The sequence below is a fragment of the Kitasatospora sp. NPDC097643 genome (assembly GCF_040302625.1).
Taxonomy (GTDB): domain Bacteria; phylum Actinomycetota; class Actinomycetes; order Streptomycetales; family Streptomycetaceae; genus Kitasatospora.
This window is the reverse complement of sequence record NZ_JBEOSA010000004.1, coordinates 107,316-121,587: the sequence shown is the minus strand read 5'-3', so window position 1 is coordinate 121,587 and position 14,272 is coordinate 107,316. Positions and strand designations below refer to the sequence as shown.

Genomic DNA, 14,272 nt, shown 5'->3' with positions numbered 1-14,272 from the left:
ACCGAGGGTCGGATGTGCTGCTCGGCGCTCAGCCTTCGAGCGTCTGGCGAGCGCCTTCGAGGCGGCTCGACACGGTGCCGTCGATGATCTCGTCGCCGATCTGCACCCGGACGCCGCCGACGACCTCGGGGTCGACGTCGATGTTCAGGTGGACCTGGCGGCCGTACATCCGACCGAGAGCGCCCGTGAGGCGCTCCTTCTGGGCGTCCGACAGCGGCACCGCGCTGGTGACCAGGGCCACCACGCGACCGCGGCGTGCGGCGGCGAGCTTCGAGTAGGACTCCAGGCCCTGCTCCAGGCTACGGCCACGCGGCGCGTTGACGAGGGCCGTGACCAGGCGGACGGTGCCCGCGTTGGCGCGGCCGCCGAGCAGCTTCTTGATCAGCTCCGCCTTGGCGGCGGCGCCGGCCTTCGGCTCGGTCAGCGCGGCGCGCAGCTCGTGCGAGCCGCTCACCACCCGGCCGAACCGGAACAGCTCGTCCTCGACGTCGTCCAGGACACCGGCCTTGTCGGCGGCGATGACCTCGGCGTACGCGGCGAGCTGCTCGGTCGCGTCGACCAGGTCGCGCGAACCCGACCAGCGGGAGCGGACCAGGCCGGACACCAGGTCGACGGTCTCGCCGGAGACCTGGCCGGTCAGCAGCGAGGAGACCAGCTGGGCCTTGTCCTGGCCCGACCGGGACGGGTCGGTCAGGACGCGGCGCAGCGACACCTCGCGGTCGAGCACGACCGTGACGGCGCTGAGCTCCTCGGCGAGCTTGGCCGCGTCCACCGAGGTGGAGTCGGTCAGGCTCTCCAGGTTCTGCCGGCCGGCGGCGAGGGCCTCACGGCTGGCGCCGATCACTTGGCCGCACCCTGAGCAACGGCGGCCTTGGCCTCCAGCTCGTCCAGGAAGCGGTCGATCACGCCGCTCTGCCGCGCGTGGTCCTCGAGGGACTCACCCACGATGCGGGAGGCCAGCTGGGAGGCCAGCGAACCCACGTCCTGGCGCAGGGCGGAGGTCGCCTGCTTCTTGTCGGCCTCGATCTGGGCGTGACCGGCGGCGACGATGGCCTCGCGCTGACGCTGGCCCTCCTCGCGCATCTCGGCGAGCTGGGCGGCACCCTGCTCGCGAGCCTGCTCGACGATGCGAGCAGCCTCGTGACGCGCCTCGGCGAGCTCGGCGCGGTACTGCTCGAGCAGGGCCTGGGCCTCCGCCTGAGCGGTCTCGGCGCGCTCCATGCCGCCCTCGATGGCGTCCCGACGCTCCGACAGCACCTTCTCGATGCTGGGGAGGAGCTTCTTGCCGAGGAGACCGAAGACGATGAAGAAGCAGAGCAGGCCGATGATGATCTCGGGCCAGTTGGGGAGAAGAGGGTTCATCTTCTCCTCGGCCACGAGCTGAGCCGCGATGCTCATATCTGGACCTTCCTCGAAAGGGTCTGCGGCAGGATTACTTGTTGCCGAAGACGAACGGCATGACGATGCCGATGAGGGCGAGCGCCTCGGTCAGCGCGAAGCCGATGAACATGTTGGAACGGATCAGGCCGGCAGCCTCGGGCTGACGGGCCATCGCCTGGACACCGTTACCGAAGATCAGACCGACGCCGATGCCGGGGCCGATGGCGGCGAGGCCGTAGCCGATGGAGGCGACGGAACCGTAGACAGTGCCCTCAGCGAGCATGCTCATTGCAGTTGTCCTTTGCAGGGGTGGTGAACCGGTGGTGATTGGCCACCGGGCGATCCGGGAGGGTGGTTCGGGGCGGGGCCGGGGCCCCGCGGCTCAGTGCGACTCTTCGAGGGCACCGGCGATGTAGCTGCTGGCCAGCATCACGAAGATGTAGGCCTGCAGGAACTGGACCAGCAGCTCGAAGGCGGTCAGCGCGACGGCGACGACGAACGAGGCCGAGCCGTACAGCGCGCCCAGGGTCGGGCTGAGCAGGTACCAGGAGGCGACGGAGAACATCACGATCAGCAGGTGGCCGGCGAACATGTTCGCGAAGGCTCGGACCGCGAGCGTGAAGGGGCGCACGAAGATGTTCGAGAAGAACTCGATCGGCACCAGGATGAACATGACCCAGCCGGGGATGCCCGACGGCCAGCAGAGGTTCTTGAAGCCGCCGACGAAGCCGTGCTTCTTGAAGGTCAGCGTCATGTAGGTGACCCACACGACCGCGGCGAGGCCGGCCGGGAACGCGATCGCCGCCGTCACGGGGAACTGCGCGAACGGGATGATCGACATGATGTTCATCAACCAGATGAAGAAGAACATCGAGACCAGCATCGGGACGTACTTCTCGCCCTTTTTGCCGATCGTCTCCAGCACGATGGAGCGCTTGACGAAGTCGTAGCCGATCTCACCGACCAGCTGCAGCTTGCCCGGCACCAGGCGCGGCTTGGCGAAGGAGGCCCAGAAGAAGACGACAACAAGCACTGCGACGATCATCGACAGCAGCATCGGCTTGTTGAAGTAGAAGCTGCCGATCGTGAAGATCGGCTTGAAGTCGAACTCGTTCAGGCCCGGAGCCGGGAAGCCGCAGCCGGCGTCCCCGAAGTGGCAACTGCCTGAGGCGAGGTACGTGAGCTTTTCAGCACTCACCACGGACTCCTTCGTCGTGACGCATGGTTACGGCAACCTCGGTGTGTCGGCGCGGCCTGCGGCCACGGTGCGGCACTGGAACTTGATGGGTTTCTCGCCGACCCCGCCCAGCAGTGCGCTGCACGACTGCGGGATCATCGAAGACTGCGCGGATCCGGGGGGCGATCCGTCCGCTGTCCGGACAGACCTGGCCTCTTCCCGTACTCCGTTGTTGCGACGGACGATAGCAGCCCGTCAGTGCGGCATAAACACCGCCCCCCTCGTTGGGGGGACAGTGAGCCCTCGTCACTGTTGACGCCCCGAGTCGGAGGGCTTGTCACCCTTGTTTTCGGAGGCGTCGGTGTCGACGTAGAAGGTCTTGGCCTTCAGTGCGCCACGCACCTGGAACCCCGTCCAGATCAGTGCGCAGCCGAGCAGCGTGAAGGCGAAGGCCTGTCGGTTGAACAGTTCGGTGTTCTTGAAGATCGCGAGCACGATGCCGACCAGCAGGATCTGCGTGGTGTACACGAGCAGGCCGGCGGCCATCATGATGTGCGGGTTCGACCTGGTCAGCCGGTCGAGCGCGACCTGGCCGAAGCTGAAGAAGGCCATCACCAGCAGCGCGCCGAACAGGGCGCCGAGCAGCCCCTTCCCACCGGCGACGGCGAACGAGATCGCCATGGCGATGACCCCGGCGACCGCAGTGGGAATCGCGGCGCCTCGGAGGATCCGGGCGTCGGTGGACGGCATGTCGGCAGCTCCGGCGGCATGTCGATGTGGCGGGGGACGGGGCACAGATGGTGGTGGGTGACACCGGACCGAGTGCCGCCGCCGGGCCGCCCGCTGGGGAACGGCGGGCCCGTCGAGGGATACCGACAGGGACGGAAGTCATCCACCTGTCAGGTTCTTTCGGCGTGTTCTCGGTACTCGTGAACGGTATCACAAACTATTTGATGAGAGCTTTACCATGAATGTGTGGTACCTGTCACACCGACGGCCCAAGGGTGCAGCCGAACGGGTGAACACCCTGATGCGGCGTCAACTGCCTGGTCAGCGCCGCCCGGTGGCGTGACCCCGGTCGTCGGTCGCGGAGGAGCTCCGGCCCGCTTCACCGAGAAGTTGCTTGTCCTTCGCCGACAGTTCAGCCATCGGAGCGGACGGCGCGGCGGCCGACGACGCCGGCCGACGGCGGTAGCGCGGCGGGACGAAGGACTGCACCGCCTTCGGCGCGCGCGGCCGGAACCGCGGCGTCAGCAGCACCACCAGACCGACCAGGCAGAGCCCGGCGAGCGTCAGCACCACGGTGCGGCCGGTCTTGGTGACCGAGAAGGCGACGGTGCCGAAGGCGATCAGCGCGGCCCAGAAGTACATGATCAGCACGGCCCGGCTGTGCGAGTGCCCCACCTGGAGCAGCCGGTGGTGCAGGTGCCGCTTGTCCGCGGCGAACGGCGACTGGCCGGCCCAGGTGCGGCGCACCACCGCGAGCAGCAGGTCGGCCAGCGGCAGCGCGATGACCGTCAGCGGCAGCAGCAGCGGGATGTAGATCGGCACAAGGGCGTGCACGGTGGCGGTCTGCGAACCGGTCTCGCTGTTGATCAGGTCCGGGTCGACGCGGCCGGTGATGGAGATCGCGGCGACGGCCAGCATCAGGCCCAGCATCATCGAGCCGGAGTCGCCCATGAAGATCCGGGCGGGGTGCATGTTGTGCGCCAGGAAGCCCAGGCACATGCCGATCAGCAGCACGCTGAACAGCACGGCGGGGGCGGCGTCGGTGATCGTGTAGCCGTACCAGAGCCGGTAGCTGTACAGGAAGAAGGCCATCGCGGCGATGCAGACCATGCCGCCGGCCAGGCCGTCCAGGCCGTCGATGAAGTTCACCGCGTTGACCATGACGACGACCAGGGTGACCGAGATGACCATGCCCTGGGTGGGGCTGACGGCGACCGCGCCGACGCCGGGCACCGGGAGGGTGATCACCGTGACGCCCTGCCAGACCATCACACCGGCGGCGATCATCTGGCCGCCGAGCTTCACCAGCGCGTCCACGCCCCACTTGTCGTCGAGCACCCCGAGCAGCCACATGATCCCGGCGCCGGACAGCAGCGCGCGGATGTCGGTGCCCTGGGAGAACACCTTGCTCAGGTTGTCCAGCTGCGAGGCCACCAGGATGCCCGCGCAGAGCCCGCCGAACATGGCGATGCCGCCGAGGCGCGGCGTGGGCTCGCGGTGCACGTCCCGGGCCCGGACCGGGGGCATGGCGCCGGCCGCGATGGCGAACTTCCGGACCGGGCCGGTCAGCAGGTAGGTGACGGCCGCGGTGCAGAACAGCACCAGCAGATACTCACGCACCACTGGCCTCCTGCATCACTGTCGAACGGGAAAGTACCGAAGGTACTCCCCTGCCTGTCCGGGGTTCGAGGTGCGTCGCCACGGCACACACCTTATTGAGTCCGACGCCCGGGACGTGCATCGCGGTTCGCCCTCCCGGGTAGGAGATCCGGATGCCCGTGGACCGGCCCGCTCACGCCCGCTCGGCGAAGGCCCCGGCCAGCTCGCGGACCCGCTCCCCCACTCGCGCGGGTGTCTCCCCGGCGAGCAGCCGTGCGATCAGCCCGGCGATCTCGCCCAGCTCGGCCTCGCCCATCCCCTGGCTGGTCACCGTACCCGTCCCCAGCCGGATCCCGGACGCCTCCGCGGGCGGCGCCGGGTCGTACGGCAGCGCGCACTTGCCGAGCAGCAGCCCGGCCGCCGCGCAGCGCCGCTCGGCCTCCGCACCGGTGACGCCCAGCGGGCTCACGTCCGCCGTCACCAGGTGGGTGTCGGTACCGCCGGTCAGCGGGCGCATTCCGGCCGCTGCGAGCCCCGCAGCGAGCACCCGCGCCCCCGCCACCGTCCGGTGCGCGTACGCCCGGTATTCGGGCGTCGAGGCCTCCGCCAGCGCCACCGCCTTGCCCGCCACCTCGTTCATCGCCGCCCCGCCCTGGCTGAACGGGAACACCGCCCGGTCGATCCGCTCGGCCAGCTCCGCGGTGCACAGCAGCAGGCCCCCGCGCGGGCCGCGCAGCAGCTTGTGGGTGGCCGCCACGGTGACGTCCGCGTACGGCACCGGCGAGGGCGCCACCCCGGCCGCGACCAGGCCGGTGGTCTGCGCGGCGGAGGCGATCAGGTAGGCGTCCACCTCGTCGGCGATCTCCCGGAAGGCCGCCCAGTCCGGGTGCCGGGGGTAGGAGATCGAACCGGCCACGATGGCCTTCGGCCGGTGCCGGTGGGCGAGGTCGCGCACCTGGTCGAGGTCGATCAGACCGTCGCTCTCGCGCACGCCGTAGCCGGTGAAGTCGAACCAGCGGCCGGAGAAGTTGGCCCGCGAGCCGCAGCTCAGGTGCCCGCCGTGCTCCAGCGACATCGCCAGCACCCCGTCGCCGGGCCGCAGCAGCGCCGCGTAGGCCGCCAGCATCGCCGAAGTCCCGGACCGGGGCTGGACGTTGGCGTGCGGGGCGGCGAACAGCTCGCGGGCCCGGTCGATCGCCAGCAGCTCGGCGGCATCCGCGAGCGCGCAGCCGGCGTGGTGACGGCGGCCCGGGTAGCCCTCGGCGTACTTGTCGATCAGCGGCCCGGTCAGCGCCGCCAGCACCGCCGGGGTGGTCAGGTTCTCCCCCGCCAGCAGCTGGATCGTCTCGGCCCGCCGCTCGGCCTCGGCCGCCAGCAGGTCGGCCAGCTGCGGATCCGCCCGGTGCAGCGCCTCGGACGCCCAGGGGCGCCCCTTCGTCGCGGTCGAGCCGGTCGCGGCATCGGTGACGGTCATGGCGGTGCTCCCGGGCGCAGGAGGGACGGTCCCACCAGCGTAGAACCGCCCCCGCCGAGTGGCGCGTCGACGCAGAGTGAGTGCACCCGTGCGGGCGGCTGCTTCTTGGGCGCTCGTGGTCAGTGCGGGGCCGACACGCCGGTGAGCGCGGTCACCACCGGGTCGACCGCGTGGAATATCTCCTCGCCGCAGTTGCGGAACATGCCGATCGGCGCGCCGTACGGGTCGTCCACCTCGTCCGACTCCGGGCTGGCGGCGAGCAGCCAGCCGCGCAGCGCGGCCGCCGCCCGCACCAGGGCGCGGGCACGCTCGGTGACGTCGGCCCCGCGGCGCGGGTCGGGCAGCGTGCCCGGGTCTATCGTCCGCACCAGGCGGGTGAACTCCTTCAGCGTGAAGGTGCGCAGCCCCGCCTCGTGCCCCATCGAGATCACCTGGGCGCGGTGGTCCAGGGTCGCGGTGAGCACCAGGTCGGCCTCGACCACGTGCTCGTCCAGCAGCTCGCGGCCGGTGAAGCCGCCGCTGTCGGCGCCGTACTCGTCCAGCACGGTGGCGGCGTGCTCCTCCATCGGCGCGCCCTCGTGGCCCCAGGTGCCGGCGCTCTCCACCAGGATCCGGCCGGCCACCCGGGGGCTGAGCCGGGTGTCCAGCTCACGCCGGGTGAGCCGCTCGGCGATCGGCGAGCGGCAGATGTTCCCGGTGCAGACGAACAGGATCCGGAAGTGGTCCAGCGGCCGCGGGCCCACGCTCAGGTACGGCGCTATACCGGGCCCGGCGTGGAGCTCGGCGGTGGGCGTCAACTTCCGGCCTCCAGGTCGGGGACGACCTCCCTCAGCTGCTCGACGCTGACCGCGCCGGCCCGCAGCAGGACCGGGACCTTGCCCGTGACGTCGACGATCGTGGAGGGCGTGGCGTGGTCGGCCCGGCCGCCGTCCAGGTAGACCGAGATGGCGTCGCCGAGCTGCTGCTGCGCCTCGTCGCAGGTCGCCGGGGAGGGCCCGCCGGTCTTGTTGGCGCTGGAGACGGCGAGCGGGCCGGTGGCGTTCAGCAGCTCGATGGCGACCGGGTGCAGCGGCATCCGGACGGCGACGGTGCCGCGGGTCTCGCCGAGGTCCCAGCGCAGCGAGGGCTGGTGCTTGGCGACCAGGGTGAGCCCGCCGGGCCAGAACGCGTCGACCAGCTCCCAGGCCTGCTCGGAGAAGTCGGTGACCAGGCCGTGCAGGGTGGTCGGCGAGCCGACCAGGACGGGCGAGGGCATGTTGCGGCCCCGGCCCTTGGCGGCCAGCAGCGCGGCGACGGCCTCCGGGGAGAAGGCGTCCGCACCGACCCCGTACAGGGTGTCGGTGGGCAGCACGACGATCTCGCCGCGGCGGATGGCCGAGGCGGCCTCGCGCAGGCCGGTGGCGCGGTCCCCGGCGTCGGCACAGTCGTAGCGGCGGCTCATCGGTGCGGTCCCCTCTCGGAATGGCTCATGACGTTCACGGCGCGGCGTGCCGAGCGGCCGTACGGCGCCCGACGTTCACAACGACGCCCTGCGGGCGGTCGTACTGCGCTCGACTGTTCACAACGACGCCCTGCGGGCGGTCGTGAACCGCGGCCGGTTGTTCAGGTCGCGGTGGTCGGCGGTGTCCGTCCAGCCGCGTTCCTCGTTGAAGATCCACGGCACCTGGCCGCCCTGCTGGTCGGCGTGCTCGATCACCACCGCGCCGCCCGGGCGCAGCAGTCGGGCGGCGACCCGCTCGATGCCGCGGATGGTGTCCAGGCCGTCCTCGCCGGAGAACAGCGACATCTGCGGGTCGTGGTCGCGGGCCTCCGGCGCGACGTACTCCCACTCGGTGAGCGGGATGTACGGCGGGTTGGAGATCACCAGGTCGAAGCGGCCGTCCCAGGAGCGGTCGTCGGCGAAGGCCTGGGTGGCGTCCCCGGCGTGCAGGGTGACCCGGGCGCGGTCGGGGCTGGCCTCGATGTTGCGCCGGGTGTACTCCAGCGCGCCCTCGTCGAGTTCGAAGGCGTGCACGGTCGAGCGCGGCAGCTCCTGGGCCAGCGCGAGCGCGATCGCGCCGGAGCCCGAGCACAGGTCGACGACCAGCGGCTCGGCCACGTCCATGTCGCGGACGGCGTCTATGGCCCACTCGACCACGGTCTCGGTCTCCGGCCGGGGCACGAACACCCCGGGGCCGACCTCGAGTTCGAGGTAGCGGAAGAACGCCCGCCCGGTGATGTGCTGGAGCGGTTCGCGCGCCTCACGGCGGGAGACGGCCTCCCAGTAGCGGGCGTCGAAGTCGGCGTCCTTCACCGTGTGGAGCTGGCTGCGCTTGACGTTGTGGACGTAGGCGGCGAGTTCCTCGGCGTCGAAGCGCGGCGACGGCACGCCGGCCGCGGCCAACCGCTGGGTGGCCTGGGCCACCTCGGCGAGCAGCAGGTTCATCCGTACGACCTCTTGTTTCTGCGCTCCGGCTTCCGCCGTCCGTCGGGCTGGGGCGCGCCGGTCTCAGTTCTGTTGGGCCGCGGCGAGCTTGGCCGCCGCGTCCGCGTCGACGCAGGACTGGATCACCGCGTTCAGGTCGCCGTCCAGGACCTGGTCCAGGTTGTACGACTTGAACCCCGTGCGGTGGTCCGAGATGCGGTTCTCGGGGTAGTTGTACGTCCGGATCCGCTCGGAGCGGTCCACCGTACGGACCTGGCTGCGACGCGCGTCCGAGGCCTCCCGCTCGGCCTCCTCCTGCGCGGCGGCCAGCAGCCGCGAACGCAGGATGCGCATCGCCTGCTCCTTGTTCTGCAGCTGGCTCTTCTCGTTCTGGCAGGAGGCCACGATACCGGTCGGCAGGTGGGTGATCCGGACCGCGGAGTCGGTGGTGTTGACCGACTGGCCGCCGGGGCCGGAGGAGCGGTAGACGTCGATCCGCAGGTCGTTGGCGTGGATCTCGACCTCGACCTCCTCCGCCTCGGGGGTGACCAGCACGCCCGCCGCGGAGGTGTGGATGCGGCCCTGCGACTCGGTGGCGGGGACGCGCTGCACGCGGTGCACGCCGCCCTCGTACTTCAGCCGGGCCCAGACGCCCTGGCCGGGCTCGCTGCTGCCCTTGGTCTTCACGGCCACCGAGACGTCCTTGTAGCCGCCGAGGTCGGACTCGTTGAAGTCGATGATCTCGGTCTTCCAGCCGATCCGCTCGGCGAAGCGCAGGTACATCCGGAGCAGGTCGCCGGCGAACAGCGCGGACTCCTCGCCGCCCTCGCCCGCCTTGATCTCCAGGATGACGTCCTTGTCGTCGCTCGGGTCGCGCGGCACCAGCAGCAGCCGCAGCTCCTCGGTCAGCTCCTCCTGGCGGGCCTCGGAGTCCTTCACCTCGGCGATGAACTCCGGTTCCTCGGCGGCGAGTTCGCGCGCGGCCTCAATGTCCTCGCCGGCCTGCCGCCACTCCCGGTAGACCCGGGTGATCGGGGTCAGCTCGGCGTACCGCTTGGCCAGCTTGCGGGCGTTGGCCTGGTCGGCGTGGACGGACGGGTCGGCCAGCCTCTTTTCGAGGTCGGCGTGCTCGACGAGGAGCTCTTCGACTGCCTCGAACATGGGGTGGCCTTCTTCCCGGGGATCGGTTGGTGTGGGGGGACGCGAACGGCGCCGGCCCCCAGCGCCCCCGGAACGAGTACGGGGGCGCCGGGAACCGGCGCCGAGGGAGCGCTAGGCCTTCGCGCTGTGCTGCTTGCCGAAGCGGGCCTCGAAGCGGGCCACGCGGCCACCGGTGTCGAGGATCTTCTGCTTGCCGGTGTAGAACGGGTGGCACTGCGAGCAGACCTCGGCGCGGATCTCGCCGCTGGTCTCGGTCGAGCGGGTCACGAACTCGGCGCCGCAGGTGCAGGTCACACGGGTGACCACGTACTCGGGGTGAACGTTGGGCTTCAAGGGGTTCTCCTAGGTTTCGGGAGGGCACCGGGTCGGCGGCTGGAGTGCCGCACGTGAACCGGGACCGACGGACCAGTCTGCCAGGACCGGCCGCATCTTCCCAAACCGGGTCGTGTTCCGGGATATTCCGGGCACGGCCGGGGGATCCGTCGCTAGCCGCCGACCGACGCCCGCGCCGAGGGCCCCGCCGAGGGCTTCGCCGAGCCCGTCGGGGCGGCCGTGGCGGGGTTCTCCGGCTGCGCGGAGACGATGTCCTGCGGGATCGGCCGGTCGGCCTTGAGCGCGCCCCACAGCCGGTCGGCCTGCGGCTGCTGGGCGACCACCCGGTTGGGGTCGCCGGGGGCCGTCACCACCGGCATGGTGACCATGCCCAGCTGGTCCGGCCCGATGCCCTTGAGTTCCTGGACCAGCCCCACCAGGTCGTTCACCGAGCCCAGCGCGGAGTCGGTGGTGACGCTGCGGGTCATGGTGTCGCCGATCGACCACAGCTTGACCGGGTTGGAGAACAGTCCGACCCCGCCGGCCTGCCGGAGCAGCGACTTGACCATCTGCTTCTGGAGTTCGATCCGGCCGAGGTCGCTGCCGTCGCCGACGCCGTGCCGGGTGCGGACGAAGGCGAGCGCCTGCCGGCCGTCGAGGTGGTGCTCGCCGGGCGCGAGGTCGAGCCCGCTGTCCTTGTCGTGGATGGCCACCGTGGTGGTCACGGTGGCCCCGCCCATCGCGTCCACGACCCGGGCGAAGCCGGCGAAGTCGATCTGCAGGTAGTGGTCCATCCGCAGGCCGGTGAGCAGTTCGGTGGTCTTGACCGCGCAGGCCGCGCCGCCGCTCTCGAAGGCGCTGTTGTACATCGCGCGCTTGGCGCCGGGCACGGGCTTCCCGGTGGCGTCAGTGCACTCGGGGCGGGTGACCAGGGTGTCGCGCGGGATCGACACGACGTCGGCGCGCGAGTGGTCCTGGCTGACGTGCACCACCATCGCGGTGTCCGAGCGGGCGGTGTCGCCGGTGTCCCCGCCGGCCAGGCCGCCGTTCTCACCGCTGCGCGAGTCGGAGCCCAGCACCAGGATGTTGAACGAGCCGTCGGTGGCGGCCGGCGGCCGGGCGTCGCCGAGGCGGGCGTCGATGTCGACGCTCTTGATGTTCCCGTTGAGCCGGAAGTAGGCGTACCCGGCCGCGCCGGCCCCGAGGACGACGAGCGCGGCGAACGCGCAGGCAGCCACCCGCAGGACCTTGCGGCGGCGGTTCGGGACCCTCTTGTGCTCGGCCATACGGTCCAGAGTAAATCGGACAAGATGATCCAAAAGGCCCACACTGTCCCAACTCCGAAACAAAGCGGACCGAACGCACGGAACCCCGGACCGCTCGCGCGATCCGGGGTTCCGTGCTGCAACTGCCGTCCGGCTACCGTCAGTCGCCGGAACCGGGGGTGGTCTTGGCGATCTGCATCAGGAACTCGGCGTTGCTCTTGGTCTGCTTCATCTTGTCCAGCAGCAGCTCGATCGCCTGCTGCGAGTCGAGCGCGTGCAGCACCCGGCGCAGCTTCCAGACGATGGCCAACTCCTCGCTGCCGAGCAGGATCTCCTCCTTGCGGGTGCTGGAGGCGTCCACGTCGACGGCCGGGAAGATGCGCTTGTCCGAGAGCTTCCGGTCGAGCTTGAGCTCCATGTTGCCGGTGCCCTTGAACTCCTCGAAGATCACCTCGTCCATGCGCGAGCCGGTCTCGACCAGCGCGGTGGCCAGGATGGTCAGCGAGCCGCCGTTCTCGATGTTGCGCGCGGCACCGAAGAACTTCTTCGGCGGGTACAGCGCGGTCGAGTCGACACCACCGGACAGGATGCGGCCGGAGGCCGGCGCCGCCAGGTTGTAGGCGCGGCCCAGGCGGGTGATCGAGTCCAGCAGGATCACCACGTCGTGGCCCAGCTCCACCAGGCGCTTGGCGCGCTCGATGGCCAGCTCGGCGACGGTGGTGTGGTCCTCGGCCGGGCGGTCGAAGGTCGAGGAGATGACCTCGCCCTTCACCGACCGCTGCATGTCGGTGACCTCCTCCGGACGCTCGTCGACCAGGACGACCATCAGGTGGCACTCGGGGTTGTTGTGGGTGATCGCGTTGGCGACCGCCTGAAGCACCATCGTCTTACCGGTCTTCGGCGGCGCGACGATCAGACCGCGCTGGCCCTTGCCGATCGGCGACACCAGGTCGATGATCCGGGTGGTCAGCACGCCCGGGTCGGTCTCCAGGCGCAGCCGCTCCTGCGGGTACAGCGGGGTCAGCTTGTTGAACTCGGGACGGCCGCGGCCGCTCTCCGGGTCCATCCCGTTGACGGAGTCCAGCCGCACCATGGCGTTGAACTTCTCGCGGCGCTCGCCCTCGCGGGGCTGGCGGACCGCACCGGTGATGGCGTCGCCCTTGCGCAGGCCGTTCTTGCGGACCTGGGCGAGCGAGACGTAGACGTCGTTCTGACCCGGCAGGTAACCGGAGGTGCGCACGAACGCGTAGTTGTCGAGGATGTCGAGGATGCCCGCGACCGGGATCAGGACGTCGTCCTCGCCGACCTGCGGCTCGGCGACGCCGGCCTCGAAGCCCTCGCGGCGGCCACGGCCCCGGCGGTCGCGGTACCGGCCGCGGCGGCCACGGCGGCCGTCGCCGAACTCGTCGTCCTCGTAGCCGCCCTGCTGGGCCTGCGGCTGCTGGGCCTGCTGGCCGCCCTGGCGGCCCTGCTGGCCGTCGGTCTGGGCGCCCTGCTGCTGGCCGCCGCCCTGCTGGGGCTGACGGTCGGCGCGCTCGCGGCGGTTGCGGCGGTCGCGGCGCGACTCGCGCGCCTCGCCGTCCTGGGCCTCGCCGCCCTCCGGGCGCTCGGTGCGCTCGGTGCGCTCGCCGGCCTCGCGGCGGTCGCGGCGGTCCCGACGGTCGCGGCGGGTCTCGGTGCGACCCTCCTCGCGGCCCTCGAAGCCACGGGTCTCGGCCGGGCGGGCCTCGGCCTGCTTGGGCTCGGTCACCACGACGGCGGCGGCCTCCGCCGCCTCGGCGGCCGGGGCGCCGGCGGCCGAGGTGGCACGGCGGCGGGTGCGCTCGGTACGGGCGGGCGCGGCGGTCTCGGCGGCGGCCTGGACCGGGATCTCGATCTGGGCCTGCGGCTCGGCCGGGGCCTCGGCCGCAGCGGCGGCGGCGGCCTTGGTGCGGCGGGCCGGCTTCTCGGCCGGGGCCTCGGCGTCCGCCTTGGCGGCGGTGCGCTTGGCGGCAGCCGGGGCGCCACCGGCGGCGAGCAGCGGGTCGCCGCCGCTCTTCTCCTTGATGGTCTCGATCAGCTGGCTCTTGCGCATGCGTCCGGTACCGGTGATGCCCAGGTCCGCGGCGAGCTTCTGGAGCTCGGCCAGGACCATGCCGTCCAGGCCCGCGGCGGCACTGCGGCGGCGCCGCGCCGGGGCAGCGGGGGCGGCGGCGTCCGACGCTTCGGCGTCCGGGCGCGCGCCCATCAGATCGGTGGTGTCGCTCACTAAGGGTCCTTCCCTGGAGCGGACGTCGGCCTGTCTGGCTCGGCGACCGGTTGTGCTGTCCTGACCAACGCTCGACTGCGTCGGTCCGAGGCGGTGGTCCCCCGAATGGCGGAAGCCGGTCGAGGGAGAGCTGCGAGGTGCGGTGCGTGAAGCACGGTGGTGCTGAGTGGCGCGGTGGGCCGGTCGTGTGCCGACCTCCCCTTGAGGGCGTACCCCCACGCTGCCTGCGAATCCCGGGCCCCCGTCGCGTGACGGTGGCCCGCGCTCCGCCCGTCCTGGCCTCGGGTGGGAGGCCGCGGGTGGGAGTCAGGTGCCGTCACGGCTTCGGGATGCGGCCGCATGTCGCGCAGGCAGGCTGCGTACGCGCTGCGGTGGGCTCCCGGAGAATCGTCGCCCCGTGCATCGCCGCGACTCCACGGCAGTGGAGTGCTGGGATCGGGACGCGGCGCACCGAGCCCCGGAGGGCACCTGGTGCAGCAATGAGGTTAACACTACCGACCCCCTCACACATTCCCCAGCCTTG

The 14,272-nt window shown here is 71.3% G+C and carries 14 protein-coding genes; all 14 read right to left on the bottom strand.

Annotation, left to right across the window (positions count from 1 at the left end; translation table 11 throughout):
• Nucleotides 1-28: 28 nt before the first annotated feature.
• Nucleotides 29-844 carry a F0F1 ATP synthase subunit delta gene (locus ABTY15_RS04685; RefSeq protein ID WP_350575948.1) on the bottom strand — a complete coding sequence of 272 codons (816 nt, stop codon included), beginning with the start codon at nt 842-844 and terminating at the stop codon, nt 29-31.
• The gene (locus tag ABTY15_RS04680; RefSeq protein WP_350575945.1) at nt 841-1,398 is read right to left on the bottom strand and encodes a F0F1 ATP synthase subunit B; all 558 of its coding nucleotides are present in this window, start codon (nt 1,396-1,398) and stop codon (nt 841-843) included. The genes ABTY15_RS04685 and ABTY15_RS04680 overlap by 4 nt, the downstream gene beginning before the upstream one ends.
• 34 nt (nt 1,399-1,432) lie before the next feature.
• Nucleotides 1,433-1,669 (bottom strand): ATP synthase F0 subunit C, encoded by a 237-nt coding sequence (gene atpE / locus ABTY15_RS04675; protein WP_350575944.1) that lies wholly within the window; start codon nt 1,667-1,669, stop codon nt 1,433-1,435.
• Nucleotides 1,670-1,762: 93 nt separating this feature from the next.
• Nucleotides 1,763-2,578 (bottom strand): F0F1 ATP synthase subunit A, encoded by an 816-nt coding sequence (atpB, locus tag ABTY15_RS04670; RefSeq protein WP_350575941.1) that lies wholly within the window; start codon nt 2,576-2,578, stop codon nt 1,763-1,765.
• A gap of 285 nt (nt 2,579-2,863) precedes the next feature.
• Nucleotides 2,864-3,307: a Cg1360 family ATP-synthase-associated protein gene (locus ABTY15_RS04665; RefSeq protein ID WP_350575938.1), complete on the bottom strand. Its 444-nt coding sequence runs from the start codon at nt 3,305-3,307 to the stop codon at nt 2,864-2,866.
• A gap of 300 nt (nt 3,308-3,607) precedes the next feature.
• Nucleotides 3,608-4,906 carry an MraY family glycosyltransferase gene (locus ABTY15_RS04660; RefSeq protein ID WP_350575936.1) on the bottom strand — a complete coding sequence of 433 codons (1,299 nt, stop codon included), beginning with the start codon at nt 4,904-4,906 and terminating at the stop codon, nt 3,608-3,610.
• A gap of 172 nt (nt 4,907-5,078) precedes the next feature.
• Complete coding sequence (glyA, locus tag ABTY15_RS04655; RefSeq protein ID WP_350575934.1) at nt 5,079-6,359, bottom strand: serine hydroxymethyltransferase; 1,281 nt, start codon at nt 6,357-6,359, stop codon at nt 5,079-5,081.
• Between the two features lie 119 nt (nt 6,360-6,478).
• Entirely contained in the window at nt 6,479-7,120 is a 642-nt protein-coding gene (locus ABTY15_RS04650; RefSeq protein WP_350576160.1) for an arsenate reductase/protein-tyrosine-phosphatase family protein, read from the bottom strand.
• Between the two features lie 32 nt (nt 7,121-7,152).
• Nucleotides 7,153-7,800 (bottom strand): L-threonylcarbamoyladenylate synthase, encoded by a 648-nt coding sequence (locus ABTY15_RS04645; protein WP_350575931.1) that lies wholly within the window; start codon nt 7,798-7,800, stop codon nt 7,153-7,155.
• A 117-nt stretch (nt 7,801-7,917) separates the two neighbouring features.
• Nucleotides 7,918-8,784, bottom strand: coding sequence for a peptide chain release factor N(5)-glutamine methyltransferase (gene prmC, locus ABTY15_RS04640; RefSeq protein WP_350575929.1), 867 nt, complete (start codon nt 8,782-8,784; stop codon nt 7,918-7,920).
• A gap of 63 nt (nt 8,785-8,847) precedes the next feature.
• Nucleotides 8,848-9,924: a peptide chain release factor 1 gene (gene prfA, locus ABTY15_RS04635; RefSeq protein WP_350575926.1), complete on the bottom strand. Its 1,077-nt coding sequence runs from the start codon at nt 9,922-9,924 to the stop codon at nt 8,848-8,850.
• A gap of 111 nt (nt 9,925-10,035) precedes the next feature.
• On the bottom strand, nt 10,036-10,257 hold the full coding sequence (gene rpmE / locus ABTY15_RS04630) for a 50S ribosomal protein L31 (RefSeq protein ID WP_153462614.1): 222 nt from the start codon (nt 10,255-10,257) through the stop codon (nt 10,036-10,038).
• A 152-nt stretch (nt 10,258-10,409) separates the two neighbouring features.
• Nucleotides 10,410-11,522: an LCP family protein gene (locus ABTY15_RS04625; RefSeq protein ID WP_350575922.1), complete on the bottom strand. Its 1,113-nt coding sequence runs from the start codon at nt 11,520-11,522 to the stop codon at nt 10,410-10,412.
• Nucleotides 11,523-11,661: 139 nt separating this feature from the next.
• On the bottom strand, nt 11,662-13,749 hold the full coding sequence (gene rho / locus ABTY15_RS04620) for a transcription termination factor Rho (RefSeq protein ID WP_350575919.1): 2,088 nt from the start codon (nt 13,747-13,749) through the stop codon (nt 11,662-11,664).
• Between the last annotated feature and the right edge of the window lie 523 nt (nt 13,750-14,272).